Origin of the sequence: Vibrio sp. Isolate24 (genome assembly GCF_022398215.1) — a bacterium.
GTDB classification, from domain to species: domain Bacteria; phylum Pseudomonadota; class Gammaproteobacteria; order Enterobacterales; family Vibrionaceae; genus Vibrio; species Vibrio coralliilyticus_A.
In genome coordinates, this window is sequence record NZ_JAKEUU010000001.1 from 1,292,025 (window position 1) to 1,318,653 (window position 26,629).

The 26,629-nt window shown below is 45.5% G+C and carries 30 protein-coding genes; 15 read left to right on the forward strand and 15 right to left on the reverse strand.

Annotation, left to right across the window (positions count from 1 at the left end):
* Positions 1-50 precede the first annotated feature (50 nt).
* The 6 genes from L1D23_RS05590 (at position 51) to L1D23_RS05615 (ending at position 6,948) form a co-directional block, all read left to right on the forward strand.
* Complete coding sequence (locus L1D23_RS05590) at positions 51-836, forward strand: methyltransferase domain-containing protein (RefSeq protein WP_239864744.1); 786 nt, start codon at positions 51-53, stop codon at positions 834-836.
* Complete coding sequence (locus tag L1D23_RS05595; RefSeq protein ID WP_239864745.1) at positions 833-2,392, forward strand: transporter substrate-binding domain-containing protein; 1,560 nt, start codon at positions 833-835, stop codon at positions 2,390-2,392. The genes L1D23_RS05590 and L1D23_RS05595 overlap by 4 nt, the downstream gene beginning before the upstream one ends.
* Positions 2,389-3,012: a hypothetical protein gene (locus tag L1D23_RS05600; RefSeq protein WP_239864746.1), complete on the forward strand. Its 624-nt coding sequence runs from the start codon at positions 2,389-2,391 to the stop codon at positions 3,010-3,012. Before L1D23_RS05595 ends, L1D23_RS05600 begins: the two co-directional genes overlap by 4 nt.
* Positions 3,009-5,087, forward strand: coding sequence for a hypothetical protein (locus L1D23_RS05605; RefSeq protein WP_239864747.1), 2,079 nt, complete (start codon positions 3,009-3,011; stop codon positions 5,085-5,087). The genes L1D23_RS05600 and L1D23_RS05605 overlap by 4 nt, the downstream gene beginning before the upstream one ends.
* Positions 5,088-5,191: 104 nt before the next feature.
* Positions 5,192-5,968, forward strand: a complete 777-nt coding sequence (locus tag L1D23_RS05610) for a lamin tail domain-containing protein (RefSeq protein WP_239864748.1) — start codon at positions 5,192-5,194, stop codon at positions 5,966-5,968.
* 17 nt (positions 5,969-5,985) lie between these two features.
* Positions 5,986-6,948, forward strand: coding sequence for a hypothetical protein (locus L1D23_RS05615; protein ID WP_239864749.1), 963 nt, complete (start codon positions 5,986-5,988; stop codon positions 6,946-6,948).
* Here L1D23_RS05615 and L1D23_RS05620 read toward each other — a convergent pair.
* On the reverse strand, positions 6,860-7,171 hold the full coding sequence (locus L1D23_RS05620) for a hypothetical protein (RefSeq protein ID WP_239864750.1): 312 nt from the start codon (positions 7,169-7,171) through the stop codon (positions 6,860-6,862). The genes L1D23_RS05615 and L1D23_RS05620 overlap by 89 nt on opposite strands.
* 150 nt (positions 7,172-7,321) lie before the next feature.
* On the opposite strand from L1D23_RS05620, the gene L1D23_RS05625 reads away from it, so the two are divergent.
* The 6 genes from L1D23_RS05625 (at position 7,322) to L1D23_RS05650 (ending at position 11,237) form a co-directional block, all read left to right on the forward strand.
* A complete protein-coding gene (locus L1D23_RS05625; RefSeq protein WP_239864751.1) occupies positions 7,322-7,744 on the forward strand; it encodes a hypothetical protein in 423 nt (140 codons plus the stop codon).
* Positions 7,745-7,760: 16 nt separating this feature from the next.
* Positions 7,761-8,060: a hypothetical protein gene (locus tag L1D23_RS05630; RefSeq protein WP_239835633.1), complete on the forward strand. Its 300-nt coding sequence runs from the start codon at positions 7,761-7,763 to the stop codon at positions 8,058-8,060.
* 48 nt (positions 8,061-8,108) lie between these two features.
* Positions 8,109-8,885, forward strand: coding sequence for a hypothetical protein (locus tag L1D23_RS05635; RefSeq protein ID WP_239864752.1), 777 nt, complete (start codon positions 8,109-8,111; stop codon positions 8,883-8,885).
* A gap of 84 nt (positions 8,886-8,969) precedes the next feature.
* On the forward strand, positions 8,970-9,677 hold the full coding sequence (locus L1D23_RS05640; protein ID WP_239835635.1) for a hypothetical protein: 708 nt from the start codon (positions 8,970-8,972) through the stop codon (positions 9,675-9,677).
* A gap of 21 nt (positions 9,678-9,698) precedes the next feature.
* Positions 9,699-10,541, forward strand: a complete 843-nt coding sequence (locus tag L1D23_RS05645) for a hypothetical protein (protein WP_239864754.1) — start codon at positions 9,699-9,701, stop codon at positions 10,539-10,541.
* Positions 10,542-10,643: 102 nt separating this feature from the next.
* Positions 10,644-11,237 (forward strand): hypothetical protein, encoded by a 594-nt coding sequence (locus tag L1D23_RS05650; protein WP_239864755.1) that lies wholly within the window; start codon positions 10,644-10,646, stop codon positions 11,235-11,237.
* A 65-nt stretch (positions 11,238-11,302) separates the two neighbouring features.
* On the opposite strand, the gene L1D23_RS05655 is transcribed toward L1D23_RS05650, so the two are convergent.
* Positions 11,303-13,285, reverse strand: coding sequence for a hypothetical protein (locus L1D23_RS05655; RefSeq protein WP_239864757.1), 1,983 nt, complete (start codon positions 13,283-13,285; stop codon positions 11,303-11,305).
* 301 nt (positions 13,286-13,586) lie between these two features.
* On the opposite strand from L1D23_RS05655, the gene L1D23_RS05660 reads away from it, so the two are divergent.
* Both L1D23_RS05660 and L1D23_RS05665 read left to right on the forward strand, forming a co-directional pair.
* Positions 13,587-13,835, forward strand: coding sequence for a hypothetical protein (locus tag L1D23_RS05660; RefSeq protein ID WP_239864759.1), 249 nt, complete (start codon positions 13,587-13,589; stop codon positions 13,833-13,835).
* A 10-nt stretch (positions 13,836-13,845) separates the two neighbouring features.
* Positions 13,846-15,378, forward strand: a complete 1,533-nt coding sequence (locus tag L1D23_RS05665; RefSeq protein ID WP_239864762.1) for a hypothetical protein — start codon at positions 13,846-13,848, stop codon at positions 15,376-15,378.
* A gap of 278 nt (positions 15,379-15,656) precedes the next feature.
* Here L1D23_RS05665 and L1D23_RS05670 read toward each other — a convergent pair whose 3' ends face one another.
* The 13 genes from L1D23_RS05670 to L1D23_RS05730 all read right to left on the reverse strand — a co-directional run bounded on the left by L1D23_RS05670 (position 15,657) and on the right by L1D23_RS05730 (position 24,720).
* Positions 15,657-16,556 (reverse strand): hypothetical protein, encoded by a 900-nt coding sequence (locus L1D23_RS05670; RefSeq protein WP_239864763.1) that lies wholly within the window; start codon positions 16,554-16,556, stop codon positions 15,657-15,659.
* A gap of 5 nt (positions 16,557-16,561) precedes the next feature.
* On the reverse strand, positions 16,562-20,158 hold the full coding sequence (locus L1D23_RS05675) for a toxin VasX (protein ID WP_239864765.1): 3,597 nt from the start codon (positions 20,156-20,158) through the stop codon (positions 16,562-16,564).
* Positions 20,159-20,320: 162 nt separating this feature from the next.
* Complete coding sequence (locus L1D23_RS05680; RefSeq protein ID WP_239835643.1) at positions 20,321-20,587, reverse strand: hypothetical protein; 267 nt, start codon at positions 20,585-20,587, stop codon at positions 20,321-20,323.
* Positions 20,588-20,600: 13 nt separating this feature from the next.
* On the reverse strand, positions 20,601-20,792 hold the full coding sequence (locus tag L1D23_RS05685; RefSeq protein WP_099608220.1) for a RebB family R body protein: 192 nt from the start codon (positions 20,790-20,792) through the stop codon (positions 20,601-20,603).
* 92 nt (positions 20,793-20,884) lie between these two features.
* Positions 20,885-21,157 carry a RebB family R body protein gene (locus L1D23_RS05690; RefSeq protein WP_019277222.1) on the reverse strand — a complete coding sequence of 91 codons (273 nt, stop codon included), beginning with the start codon at positions 21,155-21,157 and terminating at the stop codon, positions 20,885-20,887.
* An 11-nt stretch (positions 21,158-21,168) separates the two neighbouring features.
* Positions 21,169-21,432, reverse strand: a complete 264-nt coding sequence (locus L1D23_RS05695; protein ID WP_239864767.1) for a hypothetical protein — start codon at positions 21,430-21,432, stop codon at positions 21,169-21,171.
* Entirely contained in the window at positions 21,419-21,847 is a 429-nt protein-coding gene (locus L1D23_RS05700) for a RebB family R body protein (protein ID WP_239864769.1), read from the reverse strand. Before L1D23_RS05700 ends, L1D23_RS05695 begins: the two co-directional genes overlap by 14 nt.
* 86 nt (positions 21,848-21,933) lie before the next feature.
* Entirely contained in the window at positions 21,934-22,227 is a 294-nt protein-coding gene (locus tag L1D23_RS05705; protein WP_239835646.1) for a hypothetical protein, read from the reverse strand.
* A gap of 59 nt (positions 22,228-22,286) precedes the next feature.
* Complete coding sequence (locus L1D23_RS05710) at positions 22,287-22,550, reverse strand: RebB family R body protein (protein WP_006960110.1); 264 nt, start codon at positions 22,548-22,550, stop codon at positions 22,287-22,289.
* 53 nt (positions 22,551-22,603) lie between these two features.
* On the reverse strand, positions 22,604-22,864 hold the full coding sequence (locus L1D23_RS05715; RefSeq protein ID WP_006960109.1) for a RebB family R body protein: 261 nt from the start codon (positions 22,862-22,864) through the stop codon (positions 22,604-22,606).
* Between the two features lie 23 nt (positions 22,865-22,887).
* The gene (locus L1D23_RS05720; protein ID WP_239864771.1) at positions 22,888-23,154 is read right to left on the reverse strand and encodes a RebB family R body protein; all 267 of its coding nucleotides are present in this window, start codon (positions 23,152-23,154) and stop codon (positions 22,888-22,890) included.
* 52 nt (positions 23,155-23,206) lie between these two features.
* Positions 23,207-23,407, reverse strand: coding sequence for a RebB family R body protein (locus tag L1D23_RS05725; RefSeq protein WP_006960107.1), 201 nt, complete (start codon positions 23,405-23,407; stop codon positions 23,207-23,209).
* A 101-nt stretch (positions 23,408-23,508) separates the two neighbouring features.
* The gene (locus L1D23_RS05730) at positions 23,509-24,720 is read right to left on the reverse strand and encodes an AraC family transcriptional regulator (RefSeq protein ID WP_239864773.1); all 1,212 of its coding nucleotides are present in this window, start codon (positions 24,718-24,720) and stop codon (positions 23,509-23,511) included.
* A gap of 577 nt (positions 24,721-25,297) precedes the next feature.
* On the opposite strand from L1D23_RS05730, the gene L1D23_RS05735 reads away from it, so the two are divergent.
* Complete coding sequence (locus L1D23_RS05735; protein WP_239835649.1) at positions 25,298-26,602, forward strand: dicarboxylate/amino acid:cation symporter; 1,305 nt, start codon at positions 25,298-25,300, stop codon at positions 26,600-26,602.
* Positions 26,603-26,629 lie beyond the last annotated feature (27 nt).

Below are 26,629 nucleotides of genomic sequence, written 5' to 3' on the forward strand. Positions count from 1 at the left end.
CGCAGGGTAACCTGCGCAAATTTCACTTAGGCGCAGAAAGGAGTCTATTCATGAACAATTCCCAATCAACAACCATCGCACAATCCTACGATGATTATTATCGCATCGGCTTGTACACCTCTCGCTATCCAAAAGCCAATATCCGGGTCTTGAATACCCTTTTTCATCACGCTCAGTTTCTCGATCAAGATGCAATAGCACTGGACTATGGATGTGGTAACGGGCGATATAGCTACCCACTGCTCAAACAAACAAACTTACATCTGTATGGCTTTGATATCAGTGAAATAGCGGTTCAACAAGCCAAGCAAGCAACGCAGCACTACTCCGAGCGCGTGGAGTGGTTCAACGACCAAACACAGCTGACCCAACACATCGATAGTCACAAGGTAAACTTCCAGTTAGGTTTACTTCTTTTTGGTGTCATGAGCCATATTCGAGAGCAAACGGAACGCATCAAACTCTTAAAGTGGTTTTATACAAACATGCAACCCGATGGCTCACTGATCTTATCCGTACCTAATCGACGACGGCGTTTTTTCAAACGGCAATGGCAACAAAGAAATCAGCAACAACTTCCGGGAGATATTCAATACGAGCGTTACCAGTCGGGCCGAAAAATCCCTCTTTTTTATCATCTTTACACTGTAAACGAGATTAAATCAGAGCTCCTTGAAGCTGGGTTTGAAATCGAGACAATCACCGCAGAAAGTATTTTTCCAGAGCGTTTTGTGATTCAGAGTTCTGTAATGGCCTTTTTAGATAATTTGCTGTGTAACCTTCTACCAGCATCACTGGGTTATGGCTTATTAGTAGTGGCAAGGAGGCGCGCATGATTCGTTTGTTTACCCTCTTCTTGTGCTGCTACATGCTGCTCCCTGGACATCTTCAAGCGCAAGACTTACTGAGCAAAATTAAACAATCTGGTCGTATTGTTATTGGTGTCAAAGCCGATTACCCACCTTGGGGAATGCTGGACAGTAATAGTCAACCGGCAGGTTTTGAACCCGACTTGGCAAAAATGATTGGCCAAGCGCTCAACGCCAAGGTCGAATTCAAAACAGTCACTAGTGCTAACCGATTCCAAAAACTTAATGAAGGGCAAGTCGATATGCTGATTGCTACCGTTGGCGATTCGATGCAACGTCGACAGCGCGTCCGTATGATCACGCCTCACTATTTCCGCAGTGGTGTCACTGCACTGGCCCACAAATCCAACCTTGTTGCACAGTGGACAGACTTAATCGGAAAGCCCGTCTGCCTGACGGCTGGGGCATACTTTAATAAGTCTTTGGTACAAAATTATCGGATCAAACCAATCATTTTAATGAGCAACCGAGATGCCAAGCTGGCTCTGCTGACGAATAAATGTCAGGCATGGGCTTATGACAGCGGCATCCTATTCCACTTGTCGAATCAAAAAGAGTGGAGTGACTATAGTGTTGATGTAGAAACCATCATGCCCATTCACTGGTCAATGGTCACTCGCAAGGATACCGCATCACAGTCTTTCGCAGACTGGTTGTCTCGCTTTATTGCCAGCCGCATCAGAGATGGTCGACTAAAGAGCCTCGCTCAACAATGGCAGCTGCCTGAACAGGACTATCTCACTCAGCAACACAAAAACTGGAACTCAGTAGATGAAAATGGTGATGCCTTGTGTCAAGCCAATAGCCAGGAAATAAGCCGGCAGAAACTCTGCTTTGATACTGTCATATCGCTTGGTCAGCAGGGTGATAAAAAACTGTGGCCTTTTGACCGATTCGATACCGAACGGCTTATCCAGTCAATGCTCCATACCGCTCTCTTCACTTTGGTGTCTATCTTTACAGCGGTAGCACTGGCATTATGCTTTACCCAAATGACCCTGAGTTCAAAAATCTGGGTATCCAAACCCATCGCCTTTCTGACTCACCTACAAAGCTCAATCCCTCCGATTTTGATGCTTTACCTGATCTATTTTGGCGCTTTATCTTTCTGGAATGAGCACGGCCAGCATTGGTTATTAAGTGGAGCCAGTGTCGCGTGGTTGGTACTGGCACTGTACACAGCATCAGGAATCAACAACCTAGTCACGGCAGAAGTGGCATCACCACTTTCCTTAACTCAGCGATACCTTCATCATAGTGCAGGAGTCAAAGCCAATTTAGTCAATCTCGCCAAAGCAGCCGGCATGGCCAGTGTTATTGCTTCCCCCAATGCCGTGCTTGTCGTTAACACCTTAGTCTCGAGTTCTGGCTACCCCGTCCTACTCATGACTCTTCTGGCTCTGTTTTATTATCTCGAAGTCCTGCTGTTTGCTTACCTTGTCGGCAAGCTATTCACACGCTATTCCGATTATCTGAAACGACAAACTTCGGCCGATATCAACAACAAAGGAGCATTGCAATGATTCTATCAGACATGGCTTTATGGCTGTCGCTCACTTACGCGTTTAGTCTCAATATCCTAATTGCCATATCAGCAATGACCATCGGCTTCCCACTAGGGGCTCTCTTAAGCCGTGGAGCGAATCACAGCCAAGCGCCCGTAAAATGGTTGGCAAAAGGCGTTCAATCTTTGCTCTGCAACGTACCCAGTTTTGTCATGCTGTTCTACTTGGCGTTAATCGTCCCCTCACGCTGGGAAATGATGGGGTTCGAGATGTATGTCCCAGCTTTAGGTAAAGCTATCATCGCTTTGGCTATCCCTGTCATGGGCTACAGCTGTGACCTAGCCACACAAAAGCGTACCAGCGGTAGGTCCTTCTCGTTATCGGCCGTCAATCAATTTTTCCTAGTCATCTTGATGGCCTCCACAACTGCCTCGGCTATAGGGGTGGACGAGATTCTGGCTACATCAAACTCCTACATTGCTTCATCAGGAAAAGCCGACGCGATACTGCCTATTTACACCATGGTGGCGTGTTTCTTTATTGTCAGTGGCGCCTTGTGCCAAAGCTTTTTGAAGACTTTCATCGCACTCGCTGAAAAGCGTCAACATCGGCATGTTGAATCGGGAGACCAATCATGATCAAACCTTCCGAATTGCAGTACTACCATTTACGCTGGATTACCGCGCTCATTTGGTCAGCCGCGGCCTTCATCACCATCAGTATTTACCAGTGGCACGCAGATATCGATACTGAAATCCGTCATCATCTGGTGCAGCAGAGCCAAACCGCCACTCAAGCCATTAATAAACGCTTGTCTGAGTTATCACACAAGACAGAACTGCTCGCATCTGCCATCAATCAGAAGCAACATAATGATCAAGAGCTGCGTGATTTGATCACTCAATCCGTGATGACCACCAAAGGCGCACATCGTGGAGGGATCGCCTTTCACAAAAATCGCTATCCGCTGTCAACCAACCCTTTGTATTCGCCCTACTTTCAAAAAAATGGTGAGAATCGTCCAAACCAGTTTATTTCAGAGCGTTACGACTACACCTTGCCAGACCGAATGAACAACGGCCCACGCACATTCTGGTTTCACCAACCGATGGAAAAAGGCAGTATGTGGATGGAGCCGTATTTCGGTACTAACGCCAATACCTGGCTGGCTGAATATATTGTACCGTTTGAGTCCAGCTACGATGGGCAGATCAATAACGGCTTTGATGGCATTGTCTTTCTCAATTTTTCCCTCAACAGCCTGACCAAACAAGTTCTTAACCTTGACCTTGGAAGCCAAGGCTTTGGCATGCTGATTTCACATACTGGGCAGATATTGGCCTACCCTAATAAGTCTGTGCTAGGCAAGGATATTTATCGCTTAGATCGCAACGAATATCCGCTTCTTGCATCGATCTCAGAGCAACTTTCTAAAGGCAACTTGTCTACCTTTTCTCATCCTGTGACAGGTCGAGAAGAATGGATGGTGCTGAGCAACATCGCTGGCCTAGATGCTCAACTTGGGCTCATCATTGATGCTGATGAGCTACGAAAATCTACCGCCTCTCACGCTTGGTATCATGATTTGGTTTGGTTTCTGCTCATCGCAGGCTTGATTATTTTTATTGCTTCCTTGCGTTTTCCCAACGCCTCGAGATACCGATTAAGACGCCTATTCACTGTTCTATCCTTGTGCCTTCTTTCTTATCTTTTACTGCTTTGGTATCAAGCCCTTGCACCAAAACCGTTGAGTAAAGGAGAAGCATTATTAGTCAACGAAGAAAGCGCCTATCTGGCTTCGCAGGCTCATTACCCTCTAGGGGGGAAAACGTCCTCAGAGCACATTCACCCTATCAACTTAACCGTAGAGTCCTTAGATCTTGTTGAAGCCGATCAAGTCAGCATTGTGGGGAAAATCATCACCACAGAGCAAACCACCGATGAGCCCCCCCTGCATATCAATAATTCACTGGATACCTCTTGGTCTTTGATTCGAGAAAGTGAAGAGTTTCAGCTCTGGCAGTTTGTCGCCCTCATCAAACAGCCTTTTGATTACGAGTCTTTTCCGTTTGACCGTGAAGTCATTGAATTGACTATGATTCCGAGGCCAGAATCTGGCTACCTGATGTTGGTTCCAGAATTCGACAGCTATCCGTCAATGCGACCCGAAGACCTGCCCGGAATTAGGATGGCCGAGCACGATTTTGGTAGCTGGAAGCTGCTGCAAAGTTACTTTAGTTATCAGACTGACCAGCTTTACAACGGCCATCGCACCATCAACCTTAAGTACAATATGGTGATCCAACGCAGCATCACTGGTCCACTGATTAGCCATATCATGCCGCTGTTGGTCGTGAGCTTTCTCACTTACTGTATGTTGCTTCTATGGACAAAAGATGAAAAACAGCAAGCACTATGGGGTTTCAACACTGCCACCGTTCTCCAATACTGCGCGTCATTGTTTTTCATCTTAGTCATTGCGCATGTTGCCCTACGTGAAGAATTGAACGCCCAAGGGGTTATCTTCATCGAATATTTCTATTTTCTCGCTTATCTGCAAATCATTTTCACCTCGATTGGCGCTCTGGCGTACACCACTGAGATGAAAATTCATGCACTAGAGTACCAACAAGGGCTGCGAGTCAAACAATGGTATTGGCCATTACTGCTGATGCTGTCATTGATAATTACTTTATTGTTTATCGAAAAATAGCCGAGCATCGATTCACGGCAATTCTAGTTGAAAATCCCCGAGTATTTTTCGGGGATTTCGCTACATTAGACACGTTCAATGCCCTAAAAAACAAGGAGTGACTCGTGTCAGTGAATACCCAATACATTCAACAAGAAGTACTTAAAATTCTCGATCAACTGTCGATGCCAGAAAAGCTATCTCAAGACAATATGGATGAGTGCTGGCAAAAGCTCAATCAACTGCAAGTGCTCAATCAAGTTGAAATTTCTGCACTGGATTTTAAAGGAAGCAGCTCCCCATTAGATGAGTCGATCACGATACGAAATCGTGGCAATCTGACCGTTGACATCAGTGGCTGGCACATTCAGGCCGGGTCGCCTGATCAGCAGTATATCTTCCCTGAGCATACCTACTTATCGCCGTCTGAAAGCATCAAAATTGACACTTCTGGCAAATCTGAGCACAGCTTCGGCTCTAATCAACCAGTGTGGAATAACCGAGGCGATCTTGGCACGCTGGTTAACCAAAATGGACAAACGGTGTCCAGCTTCATTTATGGTGATAAGGCCCACCCCCATACCATCATCAGTCATATTAACTATGACGGTGAAGAGTTTCGCAGTGAAGGGGATGAGTATGTTGAAATTCACAATACCTCTGAGCATATCGTTGACCTCAGCAACTGGCGCTTAGAAGCACTACGCAATGAGCGTTGTTTTGTGTTTCCTGAAAACACTCAGCTTGCGCCACTAACATCGCTGCGCATCTTTACCAACAAAGCTTCGCTTGAGCGTAACGAGTTCAGCTTTAATAGCCCTACCGCCCTGTGGAACAACAATGGCGGTAGCTGCGCGCTGATCGATTATCAGGACAGAGAAGTGTCCAGCTATAACTATTAATCAAAAGGGGATAGCCGTTGACGAGTGACTCACCAGTAAGATCACGGACTCATGAATCGGTCCCTGAGTCTGATCTACAGCAGTTGATCCGCGAAGGTATTCAACTGCTGCAATACGTTGCTCGTCACGGTGATCTCACCATTGATCCAGGGATTGCTGAAGGTATCTACCGCGCCAAATATAGGATCGATACTCGGCATTGGAGTGTTGAGGATGAAACCTTGCTGTTGCAATGTTATGACCGTTTAGCCAAGCAGGTCTACCCAGTGACGGTTGAGAGTATTAAAGCTGTCGTCCCTGACGCCAAAGATGGCAAGCTGGAATTACCAGGTGCGTCGAGAGTCATCACTTGGTATCGACGCTACACGGTTTTCACGCTAATTTTCCTGTTGCTTGTTCAGATGTACTATTTGTTTGGTTACGCTCTGACACAAAACCTCCTGACCTCAGTCGGTGCTTCAGACACACTCGGTTCACCTATGCCACCCGATATGGAAGCCAACTACCAACTGCTTAGGAACTGGAACCACATCTGGCTAGGTGGACGCAATATTCCTTTGGATGCCGAGAGAACCGTCAATGAAGATTCACCAGTCGAGTACTCCGCAAACCTGATCGCCGCCCAATCCGTATTGCAAATGCTGCAAAACTACATTTTACCACTGATGTATGGCCTACTTGGGGCATTCATTTTCGTTCTACGTAGCTTGCTGCAACAAGTCCGAACCCTCACCTATACCGCGAGTCGTGAGGTAGGCTATCGACTAAGGCTCACGCTTGGCTGCCTAGCCGGAATGATCACTGGCTGGTTACTCAAGCCCGAGATGGGTGATATGACACTTTCCCCTATGGCGCTGGCCTTTATCGCCGGTTATAGCATCGAAGTACTGTTTACTTTGCTTGATCGCCTGATCGATGGGATTCGTCGTCAGCCTGAGCCGCCTCCTGAATCTTCTTCAGCGGGTCGAGCGCCTGATTAGCCATTGCCGGAGCTTGTTCAACAAAGGTTTTCACCAATTTGGCCACCATCTCCAAAGATTCTTTCTGTAACGATTCCAGCCTATCCACACCTTGCAGCACACTGATAACTTTCTGATAGACCTTGACCTTTTGCTTTACTTGCTCGGGTGTCATCTTCAGCTTTTGCAATTTGGGTTTGTACGCTTTCTTGACAATTTTGAGTGCATTAATCAAATCTGACATAACCTTCCTCGCTTTCATGCCCTACTTTTAACTTATCACTCAACAAGCAATAAACACGGTCAAATAACCCAATTATTCAGCCAATTAGTCTGAGCGAACTCCTCCCTTTCACGTCATCATGGCGTGAAACCCGAAAAATAAGGATAGACAATGAAGAAACATTACCTCGGCTGGCTCGCCGCCTGTTTACTATTACTGACTGGTTGCACGCTACGCTTGGTCGCCCCCTACGATCTTCAAACCGTTCAGCAAGCACAAAGTATCGAGCGCGATATTGAATTCCTTTACCTCAGTCTGCAGGCACTACCGGAAAATGAGCGCCTCTATTCTAGATTCGCCGACCAATACCTCAAGATAGACGTCAACATTCGTGGGCTAGAACGCCGACAAGCAAGACGAGAGCAAAATCAAGAAACTTTAAAACAAGCGCAAACCTTAGTTCAGTTCTGGCAACAAGACATGAAAACACACCAACAAAAACACACCCTGTCAAACTTTCTCATCAAGCGTCGATTAGACCAATACCAGCGGCTTATTGATGCGTTAATCCGTGGTGAACTCGCCAAACAATAATTTTAAGGAACAGAAAATGACGGAAAATATAGACAGCATCATTGAACAGATCACCAGTCAAATTGAAGATTCACCGATTAAAAACCTGCTGGCCAGTGCACTGACAGTCACACTTGATAAACAGAAGTCCACGCTGGAAGAGCTGATTGCCGCAAGAAACAATGGCGACTTAACCGATGAAGAGTTTGAGTTAGAAATCACGCGTGAAAAACAAATCGCCGAGGCTGAAATGCTTACTTGGCAGATCAGTGCCAAGTCGGAAGTACAAAAGATCGTCAATAAAACATTTAGCGCACTGGTGAACACGCTAGTGTAACGGTTTCTGGCGGGAGAACTCTCGCCACTTTACTCATAAGGGGGAAGAATGGGCAAATACCGACGCCGTCGAGTCATATGGGTTCCTCGTGGCTACCGACTCAAATCCCGCTATCGCACACTAAGTCAGGCTTCGCAAGCAGAAGCACAACCGCAGGAAGCGTCCGTTTCTCCTACCGCAGAAGCGGCAAACCCTCCATCAACTTCGCAGACAAGCCAGGAGGCTCTTTCAACAAGTGAGTCACTCGTACAAGAGGCGGACAAAGCCACGAGTAATGCCAACACTAAGCTCGCCGAATTTGATACCCACTTTAACCCGTATCAAAGTTATGTCCAAGATCTTGCCCGCTGCCTAACGAGTATGCCAAAAAGCGTGTTTAGCACTCACCCTCAAGAGGAAGCCGTGTGCACTGAAAAGGCCGACTCTGCCGAAGAGCAGGAGACCCCTGCAAAAAAGCCATGCGAGATCGAGCCCCCAGAATCTGGTGAAGAACCGATTAAGCTCAGACCAAAAATGGAATCCGAAGTCACCGCAGCATCGGCCAGTCACACTTCATCCACTGGCATTAACTGGTCTCAATCATCAAGCTATCAGGACGGTGCGACTTACACTTACCAATTTCATTTTAAGGCCAACTCATCTTCAAAGAGTGAGCGTAAAGTCGCCGTAGACACTCAAAAGGAGAGTTCTTCTCAAGTAGATGAAAATAAAGATAAAGTGATATGTAATCCTGCCAATTCAAAGGGCAAAGAACAACCTCGTCAACCTCACCTTCGTAGGCTGACAGGCGTACGTTCCTGCATGCGAGCAACGGATCATCAATAACCCCAGAAGAGTGAACTATTGCACCAAGTATGCACGCCCTGAAAACCCTATTCTGCGGAGGTAACTACTCAACAGGAGAAACCAATGAGACAACTACTATTTCGCCTTTGCGAAGCTTCTGACGGACGCACTTTTGCTTTCTTAACAGATCAGCCAGATGTTGAAGACTTTTTTGATAGCGGCTACAAGGTGGCCTATAAGTACCGAGATGGACACAAAGGTAAACAACTATTGGCCCGCTGGCGAAGTTCATATTCTGTTAAATCACAACCTTACACTCAGGTCCCAGAACAAGACGAACTTCCAGAAGGGGTACAAAGTGCATTTGATACCATGATCTCCAGCTTGATCCCTGGTGTCGATGTTTTCTTCTGTGATTACAATTTAGCCATCGAAGCGGATCTGCCTATCTGTAACCAAGTGATGGATGCTTATCGTTCTACCGACTTCGTTCTCTTCTCATGTGAAGAACTAATTGGCAACGATCCAAATACCCAGCCATATATGGTCTCTTATGCAGCGCCACGCTACCCTGAATCAGGGAACACTGGCAGCCAACACCGAATCTACAGTAAAACCGATGGCTTTGCCTTTGCTCAAGCTGTGAATGCTATCGTTAACCAACGAGATCGTGATGCGCTGAATGGTGGTCATATCCGCTCAGAAGTCGATACCTACATTAGTGAACCCTCTGTGAAAGAGTCCGTTGCGGAGCAAGTGATTAATCGTTTTGTTGAAACACTGCCTCAGTTTAACAGCAACGTTAAAGCCCTTAGTGCCCCCACTGAATAATCCCAACTGGGAGGACTCTTAATGCGAGCAGACCAAATGTATTATGCGGCCTTCAGCGCCGCATTAATGGCCGGAGCAGAACCCGGCCTCGCCCAACGGCTGGCATACCAACTGGCTTATCTGGCGCTTTCTTCTCCGATCCATGAAGCACAGCCAGCACCTGAGGCATCACCGGAACTGCAGGAATGGTCAGAACACTCTCGAGCAGGGGGACCGATGTCGATGCGCCCTATTAACCCGTTAAGTCACGTTGACTGGCTCAATGGCGGGGCGCTCAATGAGCGAGGTTCAAAACTTGGGCAGCACGGAATCACTGGCCGATATCACTACTCTCATGAAGCGAGAGAAGTCAATCGCCCCCCCTCACCTGAGCAGAAATACGCTGGTAAGATTAACCGCGCTATCCTACTGGCCATGACAAATGCCGATAGCCTTGCCACCAGCAAGTTTGTGGCCGCGTTGTATCAATACCTCAAGTCAATCAACGCAAAAAAGGCAGACGTTCAGCACAACTACTGGTTGCTGATGCACACGATTCGCTGTTTTTTGTTTGGCACTACATTTCAATGGCAACCTGAATATGCCAAAAGCACAGACGTAAGACAGCAGAGCAAGCCCATGTATCCAGTGATAAAAGCGCTATGGTCATGCTTTGAAGCGGGGATTGAAGAACCAGAACTTTCAGATATTCTGTCTGAGCAACTGAGTTATTTTTCACCATCTCAGCAAGTTCAATGTCTGTCGCTGGGCACCGCCTTTCGCCCTGATCTGTTGAATGATTACAACCTAGCCAATCATGCAAGCCAAAGCCGACTGTTCTTACATGAACTGGATGATGCCCAGCAATGGCTGGACAACTCGTGACCCCAACCTAACGCCAGCATCCCCTACTCTATGCTGGCTTATCCCGAGTTTCTACTCCCCCTGATTGATACCCTGACATCATAATGCATTCGGAGAAACTTTATGATTCAGCAATCCCTACTTAGCCACCTCGCTAGCCAGCACAATTTTAGTCGGGCAAACCAAGTCATCGCTATGTCTCAAGCCAAACCTTTTGTGCATTCGTGGTTAACTCTCGATCTTAGCCTCTCTTTGACACAATCTTCAGACATGGATGACATCCATTTCGCGTCACCATATTTCAGTGGCGATGAGTACCTTAAGTTTGTGACCAAACCGAATACTGTGAAACCTTGTGACAAACGCTACGCGTCAAAGGCGGATCTGCATATCGTCACTCCGGGAAAAAACCTCTGGTTTGAGTTTCATGTTCTACATCAGGACGAACTGGCATCCAAAAAAGATCGCAATAAACTCTATGATGATGTCAAACGAGTCACCGCATTGCGTGACGCCTTACCCGGAGATGAAGTGATGTTGTTGGTCGGATTGTGGGGTAGTTTCAGTGGCGAAGACATTAAGCACTTCGAGCCACTTGATAACAATAGGCAGTGCGCTTATGTTCTCGATACCAGCTTAACGGGCAGTACCCAGATTGCGAGACTGAGTCAAATGAAAAAAGAGGGCGAACCTCGTTTTCTGCTCGCGGCTTTCTAACTAGATTTGCAGAGACAGCCACAAAAAATCCGCCGTTAATGGCGGATTTTTGTTTCCTTAATCGACTAGGTTCTAGCTTTCAATTGACGATATAACTCCATCAGTGGATATCGCACTTGCACCAACATGATCGTTTGCAGATAGATACCCAGCAAATCTTCACAATTGGAAGATTTGAGTTTATACGGCACACAAGAATCCAACGCCGCCCACGGCCCGTTATTCTGGTCACCTACCGCTTCGTAATAAACGTTAGAAGGGTTGTTACCATCTAAATTCGCATCAAGAGTGAAGCAGATATATGTCGTGTGAGCCCGGTTATTCTGGTTCAATACTCGTTGGTTCATACCTTGTTGTATCTGGCTATTAAAACTCACCAGAATCTCTTTCGAGTTCACTGTTTCAATCACTCGAACATTATGAATATTAGTAGTACCAAACTTTTTGCTCTTAAGATAAACGGCTCGGCCTTTGATGTCGTTATACGCATTGGTATTGACGGTAAGCTTGACTAGCCCCAGAGGGAAATCCATATTCTTAAAGCAGTCCTTGCTGTCAAGTTGCAACCAAGTACTCAACAAAGCATCGTTAACCACTTTGAATTTGTCGTTTGGATTGACCTTTGTAGAGTTTGGTTTGAGTAGTATAGATAGTGCGGTGTTGACTTGAGAGAAAGTTAAAGGGTTAAGAATGCAGGCTTTGAGGTTAGGTAGGTTCTTCATTAGCTTATTGACATTACTTTGATCACAAGCCGATGTGAGCAGCAATCCGGAACCTGTAATCGCTAAGTCATAGTTGCCTTCTACTGCTTTATTGATGTAATCAATCACGTCATCGGTCGGTCCTTGCTCATTGACGGAAGCTGCAAAGTGATTCACTTTACCGAGCAGATCATATTTTACCTGCGGGATGATACCTCTTCGATGTGTACCGTTTTGCTGGTTGGGAATTTCTTGAATGGTTGCTGCGTTTCCAAGGGCTTTCAGGTTCGCTCGGTTGTTGTTCAAACCGGCAATGGCATAAAAAGCGGCGGCTGCCCGTTCCTTTCTCTTTGCCTCTTTATGTGGGCTGCCACTAACACCTAGCTCGATCTCACCAATCAGCAGCAAGTTTTCAAACAACATATAACGCCAACCAGGGATCTTAAACTCATTATTTTGGTCATCGCTCAAGACGGTGACTTCATCTTTGACTGAAATATAAGATTCAGGGTTGCCCATACGCGGTGTCGACAAGTCAACCACTTCCGACTTAAATCTGATATCTTCCGTATTACCGCCATGGGTGATCCTGAAGTCATACACTATAGCTAGACGATAGAGCAAGAAGCCAGGAATCGTATGGTTAACATAGATGGTTGGAGTACATTGTGCCTGATAACCTAACCCACTGATATTATCGGTCATCGTGTGTGAGACCGTATCAAGAGGGCCAAATTCAATTCTCTGGCTGTTATTATTAAACAAACGATGGTTGCGCATCTCCCATTCAGGCAAGTAGCGCATCTCGCGACCGACTTGGTAACATCGGCTTTGGTTATTCTGATACGCCACGGTTATTGGCCCGACGAGCCCAGTCTCTTCTCTGACCACCTTTTCTATGACCCCCAATAACTCACCAGTTAACCAGTTGTTCATCGTGGTGTTCATGCCCACAGTGACATCATTTGGACCGACACCCGCTCTCAGAGCTTGCGCAGCATCCTCAAGGACTTCCACCATCGCATTGTGGACGGTATCCAACTCTGCGTTTGGATTAGCACCCGTCGCCCACTTGGTGTAGGTGGCCAAGTCAGGCATCACCTGAAAATCCCAATCACTCGTCGGGTGTCCACCAGTATTTAACTTGGTTAACGCAGCCCCGCCCTTTAAATAGTGGTAATAAATATTATTGGTGTTGAGCCCCGCTTTCGTACGCAGCGCTGCATCGGCCCTTAACGCCGCAGCTTCCGTGGGCACGGCAACAACTTCAAGAAACTTCTCGGTAATTTCACTATCGACACGACGCTTTATTTCACGCGCTTTTTGTTGAATGGCATTAATTGGCATCTTAGATTCCTGTTTACTGAACTAAAGGTTGGAAGCGCGCCTTTACATGAAGTTTTTTGGCAAATCACAACTCAAAAAGCTAAGCAGTAATGAAGACGCACGGCTTCCTCCACTCTAGCGACGCTATGGCTCCAATACTTTGGCGAACCGATGTGAAACCTAGGCGAACCAATGACGAGTTTTGTTGGTTTCATAAGTCAGCGAATCGCTTCCATTTCTCAACTCCGCATTACATCCCCCGAGAAGATCACAGCTAAGCCTGAGTGAATCCACCGGTAGATTCATATAGTTGAACCACTTCATGTGTGATTCGTCAGCACAACGTGCTGACGTTTTTGAAATTCCACGCCTTGGACGCTTCGTCCAGCCATTCAACCTAATTGGAGTGACAACAATGCCAACCAACACTAACCCGTTAAGACAGGGGGCTTCAGGCAGCTCAACTGAAAACGAGAGTGCCCCTCTCACAACCAGCCAACAGCAAGCTATGGATGAGTATCTGTGGCAGCAACTCACAGAGTTAGAAAACGTTAACTCTGAAGAACAGTAAGGAGCCCGTGATGACCATCAGAAATAGAGCATGCAAGCATTTGGCCTCAATCCTCAAAAGCCGAGGGGATTGGGAAAATGAGATGAGGAACATGAGCGTAGGCACGATACCTGAAAAAGTCGATTATCGAGATTGGACGTATTTACTGCTCAATAGCGGCGACTTCGTGTACTTCCTATATCAGGACTTTCCGAGTGTTTTAGCTCATATGCAGACTGTGCTATCAGATTTATACGCCGACAAAAATGTGAGTACACACTCCTCCTTCTTGGATTCGCTTATCAACTCAAGCTCGAAAGAATCCGTTAAAAGCCTGAGTGGTGCTCAAGTTCACCTCGCCGAAGTAAGTACACAATGCCCCAGCCTTGTGTCCCCTCTTGTTTTAGAGAAATCCAATGCTGCCTCAATGGCTCGCACTTTATATGCCGATCTCAAAGCTAGCTTCAATGGCATTAAAGCCGAGATATCTGAATACCCCAAAAGACTCCCGAGAGATATCCTTGATACTAACCCCGCTTCGACAAACTATGCCGATTGGTTAATGCAGCTAATCAGCTCAGATTCCTTTAATCTGTTCTGCAACGAATACTCTCCGCAAACCATCACAGCGATGAACTTTTTGTGGCAGAAGATCAAATATGACACACATGATGTCACCAGCACTGCGGAAGCACCTTATGTGGTATGTAGCGGATTATTTGGCAGCGACACTCCCGCAGACAAAGATGATTTCGTTCAGTTCTTTGACAAGCAACTTGACGTCATCACCAAGAAGCTTGATTTCCCAACACCTGAAATCGAAAAACCAGAATCGATTCATTTTGTCTCAATTCCATTTGAGAAAATGCCACTCGCAGGCTTCCATTCGATTGACACACTCATTACTCAAGTCAACCCAATGCTTGATTTGATTAAGGCAACTCAACGGCAAACCAGTGAAGAGCCATGGCTTCAATGGTTCAAAAAACAAATCACCGGCATACCTACCACTTTGCGTGAAAATGCTCGTAGTATTTTATGGTTTACGCTTGGTCAAATAGCCAGTAGAGGTGGAACCGCATTAGGGCTCCATTTCGGCGGAAACTTGCTGACTCCGTTAACCGCAACCGTTGATTTCAATACGTATATGGCCAAACAACTGCTTCTTTACGATCTCAAACAACATGGTAAAGAGACATTAAAACTTAAGAATGACGATCCTGTTATGGCATCCATTATCTTAGCCATCGACAATATTGATTGGGCAGCGGTGCGTTATTCTTTCAAAGTTACACCATTTGGCTTGCTGATTTCTGCTTACAGCGGATTTCAATGGGTGGCGAGAAAAACCGGAATGAGTGATGGTGATAAAACTCAAGCACAAAAGCTGCTTGAGGTTGCCGACCTGATTCACGACAGTAACCACCATAATGACCACCAAGTGCGTTTAGCATTGATGACCATTTTTCACTTAGTCGAACAAAAGCCACACAAGTTTGTCGAGGTCATGACGTGTCGAACCGATGCAGCCATCAGCACTATAGCAGATAAGCTGAGAGCTTAGCTTGATGGCAGCCCAAATCTAACAGGCTGATTATAAAGTAAAAAACCCATAGAGCTTTATCTCTATGGGTTTTCTCTAAAACCAACCATCAACCATTAGCCGGAATAACATATTGAACTGATAAAGCGTTAAAAAGCTTAACCAAATGATGAACACTAAGTCTAATATTCTCATTCACTTTCCTACCTTTCGAGTTTAAATCCAAACTCTACAGGGTATTCTCAAGTCATTCCCAGCTTAACCGAGGCATCTTTTTGGCTTTGGCATTAAGTCATGCTTTATCTTGGTTTTTTGGGTGGTGGCGCTGGATGATCTCTTTTCGCCACCGCATCTTCCATAGAATAATGTTCGCGTTGATGGCGGAAGGCTTTGAACTCTTGGGGTGCTTTTTTCCAGTCGAACATAACGCCAAGGTCGTTTTCAGGTTTACACTCTAGGTCCAATTCATTTTCAACTAATGACAAAACTTGCTCGTACCGCTCTGCACTTTCAGGGAATATATAAAGTCGTGTCTTTGCAAGTGATCTCAGTATCTTTCCTTCATGCTTCTCTGATTCTGATGGGCGACAAACATCTATCTTGGAAAATATGCACACTATATTTCTTTTTTTATCATAACGTGCACACATAAAATCTTCAGCGGGAACAACTTTTAGGTCCGGCTCATTGGGCTTTCTATTCAATAAAGTAAATGAAAGCAATATAAAGCCTCCAGCACCAACTAAAGCGCTGGGTCCCATAACTGCGACCAAAGCAACACAGCTCACACTACCAATAACTCCCATTGCTTTTGTGGCTATAGGCACCCATTTGGGCTCGCCAACGCATTTTGAGATAGAAATGCCTTTGGAAGACAAGTGGTAATCAAAAAAGTCATCCACTGCAAAGCTCACATAAGTTGCAAAAGCACCAATAGATAAGCTGATGATGTATATCCAAACAATACTACTCAAATAAGTGAAGTCTGAAAAATTAGCTACCATTCCTATGCCGACAAGGAATACAGTAACTGCTGTTGAAGCAGCTAACCAAAGTTGTTTTCTAAGCCACCTATTTTCTTCTTCCAAGTTGTAAGTCGACCAAGACAAGCTATCAGAACTTGTAGCAATATCTTGCTTCAATTCTTGTTGTAATTCAGAAAATTCATTAGGTGTTATATAAAACGGGAAACTAGCCACTGTTTTTAACCTCTCAAAGGAACAACTTGATAATTGGGAGACAATTTAGAGTCATACAATGTTACTTTATCCCTATCAAACTCTGCTGTATATATTGCTTTATCTTTAATGGCATGTTGATACAAATAGCTGTTATGTATTTTTTCTTTATCGGCGTCCGCTGCTAGAGTCACATATTCAATTTTAATTGTTAGGTACTTTTGCCCCTCTACAGGTAACACGATTTGAAGATGAGTATAACTTTCCTTCGTCTCACCTGTACCATCTGTATCACCTGCATCATCTGCATCATCTGCATCATCTGGAATAATCACTTTAATGTCTTCGTCTGTTAAAGGTTCAGGTTCTAAATACAACTTAATGGCATCAACTCTTGGAAGCCTTGGCAGGTTCACCTCAACTTTCACACCTGTTTGAGTCACTATTGCAGCTGCTGGACCTTGCGAGTTAGGCTCGATTTTATTTATCGGATACTGTGATATAACAGGTTGCTCAATTACTTTCTCAAGTTCACACAAAGCATCAATGACTAGCTGAATATCATCTTGAGACGTAAAGTTATATTTGTTCTGATAACTCCAGTGTTTTCTATTTGGTGAAGTACCCCAAGGCAGTTCAGACAACCACTTCTGGTAAGAATCTTTCTTTTCAGCTTCTAGTAAAAGGCTAGTTCCGATATAGATAACAGCAGCTATGGCTAACACACCTGTAGAAAACATCCCCAATGTCAGTGATAGTGGTAAAACTCCCGTAAAGCCAACAGTTTGAATTCCCAACACAAAACTTGTAGCAAGGAGAGAACCCATTTGAGCACTATAAAGAACTTGTTCTTGTCCTTTGCTCTTGGTTAATTTTTTATAGACTCTAAACATCTCCGTACCAGTTGCAAGAAGGCCAAGAGCAGCAGTCATACCAAGCCACTTGTTAAAGACATTAAGTGCTCTCAACATCCCCGGCCTAATATCAAAAAAATCTCTATTATTCATCAAAACCCTTAGAGAATTCTTTCGAACTAGATCATTACTTAATACCGCTGTCCACACCTGACCTGTGCGAATACCAACAACTGCAGAAAGCGAGTACATCCCTGTTTGAATAATTGCCAGGTACTCATCTGTCTGAACAAAATCATCCTCAAATGCATCATCTAGGGCGTCATGAAATGAGATAAGGTTGAACAACAAACCGATAAAGCCGAGCCCGCCTACCGACTTATAGTAATCTCCGAGCCTATCAATTTTTCCCTTGAGAATATCCAGACGCACGTTCGCCATCGCAGATGCAAAATCTTTCGGTAGAACAATCTTTTGTGGGTATTCCAGCATGCTGGCTCTAAGCACTTTTTTAGCGTTGGTGTATTTTTCCCGAGCCGTCTTGAAAGCACTCTTGGATACTGATTTATCATTACGATTAAACGCATCAACTATAGCTTTGGATTCTTTTAAGATCGCCTCATTGCGTTTGATCTTATCTCGCCACTCGACAAATTTGGTCGAGTAGTCAGTCGGCACTTCCAGCCCCATCTTGAGAGCAAGGCGTTCAGCCATAGCCATTCTCATGTAAGTCGTATTCGCAGTGGCAGTCGGGGCAACTGCAGACAGAACCAGTACGGATGACTGAGCGATGAAGCTGGCACTCGTTTTTGGCGCGGCAAGTGACAGCGCTTCGACAAATTCGTTGATAAGCAGATGAATATTCTTGGCTCCGTCACTTAGAGGTTTAAGCAGTTCGCTGCCATAAACATCTTCGTTGGTGAGAAAATCCACCAGCTTGCTGAAAATGCCTGTAGCGCTTCCCCAATTTGAAGCTGCCGACGCAAATTTGTCCTGAATGCTGGGTTCTGTTTGTTGCTGCGCTGAAACCGTAGCAGCGTCATCAATACTCATTGGAATCGCAGAGCCTAGAATGTTGAAAAGTTCTCGACTGAAACCGCTCGTATTGAGCGGAATGATCGTCGTCGGTTTACTGAACTCTGCCGCGATAAATGCTTGATCCTCCTCATGTTGGATAAAAGTGACGGCCTCGACTATTTGCATGTGATAGTGGAGTAACTCTTCCTGAGTTTCCCTATCCCATAAGTCCATTAACCACTCAATACGGCGCGGAGACAATTTCTCTAACGTCTTTCGAAAATCTTCCCTCACCTTTGTTACAGGTTCGAATAATTCCTCGCGCTTGTTGGTCAACTCTTCCATTTCAGAGAACATACGCTGCCAGTCGAGCATTTTTCTCCATTTATCCGTCGCCGCCCATGTCTCGTAACTTTTTAATCGGGTAGGTGAAACACAGTATTTTTCTTGGAAATACGCTTCTCTAGACTCCATTGTTGAGGACATGTTTGAGCCATATAGCTTGTTAAGTTCTTTGTTAACTTCATTAAACTGCCCAGGATAAGCTTCATTAAACTGCCCAGGATAAGCTTCATTTCGCTTCGCCATATCCACAAGACTTCGACTAGAATAATAGCTTGAGAGATCTTTATAGAACTCAAGCTCCTGGCCTCTGCGTTTGACGATAGATGGCATATCAAGATCATCTTTTGAACCGAACATACAAAGCTGCATAGCAGTTTGCATCAAGGCCCACTGGCTAGTGTATTGCTCTTCGAATAATCGGTATGGCGAAGCTACCCCAACAAAATACGCTGAGACATCACGCCCTTCAGCCAAATAGTCGTCAATTGCCATAATGCAAGCAGCTTCGTCAGGAGGTAATGTACTTTTTATCTCCGCAGCGGATGCCACAGGTTTCACTTCTAGATCTGGATACTCACTATCTAGCGAAGTGAGGACACTGCTGTTAGCAAAGCGATGATCATTAATCACACTATCTTCTATATCCGCCACTTGAGATAACAGTTCAATATCACCAACATCAGAGGCCTCTGGCAGCTTTAGTGCCCGAGTCGACATAAACTGGCCATTTTTCGTTTCGCCAGCACGAACTCTTTCATAGCTTTCCCAGCTCCAGCGGTGCTTTGAAAACACACATGATATGGCGGTTTTTGTCGGGTAGGTAATGTAGGGCTTGGCTTCTTGTGCCTGACCACGACTCTCTTTGCCTAGTTCAGGGTCTTCACTTTCACTCATCAGATACTGAGTAAAATTCACCCCTTGAACCTCGTATTCGTCGAGCTCTTTAGTCATGTGGTCATAAACATATAACCAACCGTCTCTTAGCTGCCTCAGCGTATAGCCTAAACCTGAATCTGAACTGTATTTTGTTGAACCTTTACCCCTCCAGCCCTCAGGCAGCCCATATGGTTTGGTTGCGGGCTCTGCCTCTGGATCGTCGATTTCGTCGATGGCGTAACGTACAGGAACAATATTGATCGTCTCCCCTTCTACCTCTTTTTTCTTCAGGTTGAGCTTTTCTGCGGGCACGTCTTGTTCAGGTGGCTCAATTTTTTCAGTTCCACCTTCCCAGAACATGCTGTGCTCAGGCGGAGAACCTGCCAAATCATCCGAGGGGATATCAGATTTCTGGTTCAATGACGCCAATGTGCCATCTTGGTCGTACGCCGAAACAGCGTCATCATGACTAAAAGGTTGATTATTCCAAAACATGGATGTCTTAGGGGGAAGGGGGTTATGGTTACTCATGCTTACACCAGACGAAGAAAATATCGGATTAAAGCAAATGTCATACCAAATATTTTTTAATTAAAATTCAATAAGTTAATTTTTTTCGCTGTCCTCCGTGACACAATATTTCGTTAAATCGTACAATAAATGGTTTTTTCTCACCATTTTTTGTGTCATCCACTAACCAAACTTCTTCGCCACTTCAGCCGCTTTGCTACCTAGCTCAGCAAAGTTGGCGGTCCCTTTTTCCATGATTTTCTGTGCTTGTTCAATCACCTGCACGTATTTGGGATCACCAGTGGCAAGAAGTTCAGACAAAGCAACACCGATAGCGGTGGTACTAATGGTGTTGAGATTGCGCAGGTTGTCAGCCGCATCTTGCACGGCAATGGCAGTGGATTGAGCGACCGATTGTTTGGCCTTGTCAGTCGTGCTCTCATTCGACATTGGCGGTTATCCGTTAGCCGCCTTTTTTGAGGATCAATGCACATGCCGTCGAGGTCGAAGCATTACTGATGGCTTGCATACCTTGCTGTATGGTGACGGCATTTTGCATATGCAGACCCATAGTGTCTGACATGGCTGACTCCGTCAGTTGATCGATCATCTCTGATACTTGTTTAAGATCTTCAGCACCCTTCTTGTCACTCATGATTCACTCCTAAAACAAAAGGCCAATGTCATAATTGAATTGGCCGTTGGGTCAACTGGTACGGTTGGCAAGAAAATTAAAGCGCAATAACGTTATTCTTCGTCTTTTTCGACGATTGCTTCTGTAGCTCGCCCGAGTACCGCTGTTCCAATCGCTGTTAGTGCGTTAACGCCCTGCACCGTCGCAGCCTGCATACCAATATTGGCCTGCTGCTGTGCTGATGTCGCATTATTGTTCAGGTTCGACATCGCTAAGCCCATAGAGGTAAACAAATTACCCATTGCATTAGCCGGTGATCCCGCCAGTACTTGAGTATTGGTTTGAGTTACGGAGTCTGTGATCTGCTCGTTGACTTTTTTCGGCATGATAACCTCACTTATTGAATTTCATTTGGAAGCAGCTCCTGCAGCTGCTGATTGATTTTGCTGATTTCTTGCTCAAGTTGACCCTCAATATTATCCAGCATGCCTGTGACTGCATTTTCCACTTCATCGATAGACTCTTTTACCTGACCGGAGCCAAAGCGCTTCTGCGAGTCAGCAATAAGCTTCTGAACATCCTGCTGTTGCTGCGCGGTAAAGGACTCAATCTGTTTAAGCTGTTCATTGACATCAAACTTGATTGGATCATTGCTGGCCATCACTCGCCCCTTTATCTCTCTTCAGAAAGCGCAGCAAACTGAATGAACGCTTCTTCTCTTCATCGCCTTCTTGAATGTCTTCCGAGCCACCTTCTTCTCTACCCAGTCGTTGACTGGCATCAACAAAAATGGCGGGCTCGGTTTTAGGCTCCACTTTCGCCTCAACCGTCGGTCGAGTCTGAGTCTGGAGCAATCGGGCACAGGCGTTGGTTACCGATGCCGCGGTGGTCATTTGTGATTGCTGTTGGGTGCTAACCGCGTTATGCATAGACAAACCCAGCGTATCAGCCAAGGTGGTTTCCAACAGGCTGGTTGGCTGTGACGAAAACCCCTGCAGCGTATTAAATTGGTCAATCGTATTTTGCGAGAGCTCTTGTTCGAACTCATTTTCGAATCTTGTATCCTGCTCTTTCATGTTCACTCCTTGCGATGCCTTCAACAGGCGCTGAAACGGATGCTGAACTCACAAACCTGAAATGGAAATGAGAAGAACAGCGATATCTACTGAGAGCGGTCGTGCAGCACTGTTGCGACTTTTTCGCCTACCACACCAAAGTTCTCGGCGCCATTTGTCACCACTTTTTGCGCTTGGTTGATGATGTCCATGTATTTGGGATCCCCAGTTTCCAATAGCTGACTGAGTGCTGTACCAATGGCCGTGGTGCTCAATGTGTTCAGGTTGCGCAGATTATCTGTTGCGTCCGCAAGTGCCATGGCAGTGGATTGCGCCACAGATTGATTCGCAGCATGGAATGCAGACTCTGCCTGCTCAGGGGGTGTGTTTACCGTTTTCATTCACATCTCCTTCAAAGACACCTTTGCCAGCCACTAGACTGACAAAGGTGCGTACGGCATTACGAGTCTTTTTCGATGATGCCTTCTGCGCTTCGGCCAACAACCGAAGAGCCGATTGACATAAGCGAGTTAACGCCTTGGACAGTCGCAGCCTGCATTGTGATTTGTGCTTGTTGCTGACCGCTTGTCGCGTTATGAGCAGCAGTGCCTAACGCTTGGCTGGTAGACATTAGCAAGTTACCCATTGCCATTGCCGGAGTTTCACCAACCACTTTTGTGTTCACCTGTGTTACTGAGTCTGTTACTTGTTCATTAACTGGCATTGTTTCGTTCCTTATTTGTTGTTAACAATTAGTTTTTCCAACTTGGCTATCAATTAGCCTTTTTCGATGATGCCTTCAGCACCACGGCCAATGACCGAAGAACCGATTGCCATCAAAGAGTTCACACCTTGTACTGTTGCAGCCTGCATAGTGATTTGTGCTTGCTGCTGTGCAGCCGTCGCGTTGTGAGCAGCATTACTCAAAGCGTGGCTGGTAGACATCAACAGGTTGCCCATGGCCATAGCGGGTGTTTCACCAACCACTTTCGTGTTCACCTGTGTTACTGAGTCTGTTACTTGTTCATTAACTGGCATAATTTGCTCCTAATTTCAGTTAATTAGCTTGCGCTAGGTTCTAGGATGAGTTCGACACTACGGCCAATAACCGCGGTACCTGTAGCGAGTAAAGAATTCACTCCCTGCACTGTCGAAGACTGATGGACCAAAGTGGCTTGCTGGTTTGCCCCTGTACTGTTGAGAGCAGAGATGCCCATTGCCTGACTGGTTGAAAGCAACAGGTTTCCACCCGCAACAGCAGGGGTGTCGCCCACTACTTCGGTGTTTACTTGCGTCACAGAATCAGTGACCGCATCATTTACTGGCATATCAAATGCTCCTTTGCTGGTTAAGAAGCGCAGCATTGCACTTCAAAACTGACTAAGATCCTTTTGCTGCAATGGAATAAATCAACCCGGAACCTAACGCCGTATTAGTGACCACTATGGTCTGAATTTGCTGCTGAGCGTGTGTGGCATTTTGTGAAGCTTTCCCTAACGAATCGGCCACCATATTGAGATACATATTGCGCGATGTAGTCGGGGTAAATTGACTCAGCATTTTCTCGATGTTGATTTCCATTGCAGAGGCTCTTGAAGTTCGTCTCTATGCTTTCCATATTAGGAAGAAGTCCGCTGTATAACTTGGTCAAATCCCTCAAGAATTGCGGCCTTTTCACCAACTTAGGTCGCGTTAGAAAAGCGTACTTTGTCTCTTTCTTTTTGACGGTACTGGCGAGGTGTGCAGCCAACATTACGCTTGAACATTTTCTCGAAGTGGCTCAGATCACCGAACCCAGATTGCAAACACACTTCTGTCACTTTCATCATTGGTGATTCATCAATCATCTGCTTGGCATAGCGGATACGAACTTTCACCAATAGCGACTTGAACGAAAATCCAATGTGCTGTCGGAATAGATAAGACAGGTGAGATTGGCTGGTATACGCCGAATTGGAGAGATCAGCGAGAGTCAGCTCTTCAGTGAAGTTGTTACTCATATAATTGAGCGCTTTAAGTAACCCAGGATGGAGGTGGCGAAAACCACTAAACTCTTGGCTTAGCACAGCTTCGACAATGTCGAAGGTTTCACTTTCTGGAAAAAGATCGAGATTTTGAATATCTGTGACATCAATGTCGTTACCACAGCAGGAAGCCAACGTCACAACAACGCGCTGTAACTGCTCAACATTCCCCGGCCAGTGATATTTATGCAGCAGTTGAATCGCTTCAGGAGTAAAACGGGTTGTAGTGAAAGACTGGATCTTGTTGAGGATGTGATCAATATGATTAGAAAGGTCTTGCTTCCGTTCTCTAACAGGGGGGATATGGAGTTCTAAATGAGGAATTTCTGTACCGAGTAATTTGGCGAGAAATTGCCGATTCCCTCCAGCACTATTCAGTGATTCTGTACAGGAAATGATCAACTGGACTTTTTTTTCGGCCAAACTGCGTTGAAACTCCTCTTGGCTGAATAAAGTGGTCAAGTAGTCTTTCTTCTCTTGTGGTAGAACATCCACTTCTGACAAATATAAAGTGCCTTGTTTCGCTTGATTCAGGCTACTTTCCAGATACGCTTTAAACTGCGATTGATTGTGGATAGTCGGCGGAATAAGAATGAAGCGCCCTTTACCTTCCGGTCTATTGAGATGGATAAGAGAAGCAATGGAACGCTTTTCGGTACCACTTTCTCCGCTAATAAACACTGGATAGCTGGTTCGCGCAGCAAACTCAATCTGACTTTGAATTCTCTGTATTGAAGGGGATAAGCCTAGCAGAGGGTAATCTGCTCCACTTCTATTTACAGAATGATGTGAAAATGAATTGTAGTTATTAAGTACCGCAGGATGGCCTTTTAAAACCGTACCTGTATTGGCATAGCTCAGCTCTGACATTGTAATTATTCCTTTATTTAAATGTAGTCTCAGACGTCGAGCTTCTATGCTAAGGGGAACCCTCCTAGGTAAATTGGTGTTATTAGCTAAATTCGCGGCCAAAGCAATGAGAAACTCGTTGAATATGAGGTAGCTAGCATTTACAAAGGCATAGTGAATGCGTTAACAGGGGTAATCAATGCCTGACAAGCAGGGAGTAGATAGCGGCAAAAAAACTGGGATTATTGTCGAAAAATGATGAGAGCTGTGGCCAGTGTGACAACTTCGATAGTGCATAAACATTGATTATCTATGCAAAGATAGAGTCATCCGACCTCTATATGCATCTAATTTCTCAAGTAATGAGAATGACCTATTTTTTAACACCCAACACTTCAAACGTTAAATTTGAAAACATTCAGATAAAACAACCTGCCAATTTTGTTACCACAGGGTTAAACATCAATATGATCCAGTGATAAAGATCACATCTACAAATCTATCAGCGCATTTTATTTTCTTTTTTTTCACTTCGGCTGATAACCTCCTGCACGCCTTGAAGTGAACTCAAGGTGCATAACTATAAGGAGTGTTCACTATGAATACCAAGAAACCGATGTCGCTAACCAGCCGCGTTATTCTCGGCATGTTAGCAGGTATCTTGACAGGGTTTGCGATTCGCAGCCTCTTTGCCGACAACGGATTTGTCGACACATACATCGTCAATGGACTGTTTGAAGTGGGTGGCCAGATATTTGTCGCCAGCTTAAAAATGCTTGTTGTTCCACTGGTGTTTGTTTCACTGGTTTGCGGAACAAGCTCACTAAAAGACCTCTCCACTTTAGGTCGAATGGGTGGTAAAACACTCGCTTTCTATATTGCGACAACTGCTGTTGCGATCACACTTGCTTTAACGATGGGTAACCTATTCCAACCAGGTGCTGGTGCCGATCTCACTGCCGCTAGCTCGTTTAAATCGGCAGAAGCCCCTTCTTTGGGTCAGGTCATCATCGACATGTTCCCAACCAACCCAATCAGCGCAATGGCCGAAGGGAAAACACTTCAGGTTATCGTATTTGCCGTGCTGTTTGGCATCGCGATCAGTGCTGCGGGTAAACCGGGTGAGCGTATTGCCGCTGTATTTGCAGACCTTAACGAAGTGATCATGAAGCTGGTTGCGCTACTAATGAACCTAGCCCCTTACGGTGTGTTCTTCCTGATGGCGAAGCTATTCACAGGCCTAGGGTTGGGTGCAATTCTAAACCTAGCGGAATACTTCGTTGTTCTAGCAGGTACACTTGTGCTTCACGGTCTGGTTACCTACAGTGTGATGCTGAAAGGCTTTACTGGTCTTAGCCCAATCACCTTCCTGAAGAAAATGGAAGATGCCATCATGTTCGCTTTCTCCACCGCGTCTTCTAATGCGACAATTCCTGTCACAATGGAAACGGCGAAGAATCGCATGGGTGTAGAGAACCGTGTTTCTTCATTCACCGTTCCTCTAGGTGCGACCGTGAACATGGACGGTACGGCGATCATGCAAGGTGTCGCAACCGCCTTTATCGCTCAAGCCTTCAATATTGATCTCACCATGGGTGATTACCTGATGGTGATCCTAACGGCAACACTGGCATCTATTGGTACTGCTGGAGTTCCGGGTGTTGGACTGGTAATGCTGGCGATGGTACTCAACCAAGTCGGCCTTCCACTGGAAGGTATCGCTCTTATCATGGGTGTTGACCGTCTACTAGACATGATCCGTACTGCCGTAAACATCACAGGTGATAGTGCAGTGACCGTCATTGTTGCCAAGTCGGAAGGGGCTCTGGATGAGTCACGCTTCAACGATCCAATGGCCGGCGTGAAAGAAGAAGAAGTGAATCTGAAAAAAGCAGGCGCTTAATTTTCTTACTCACTAATAATAATGCCC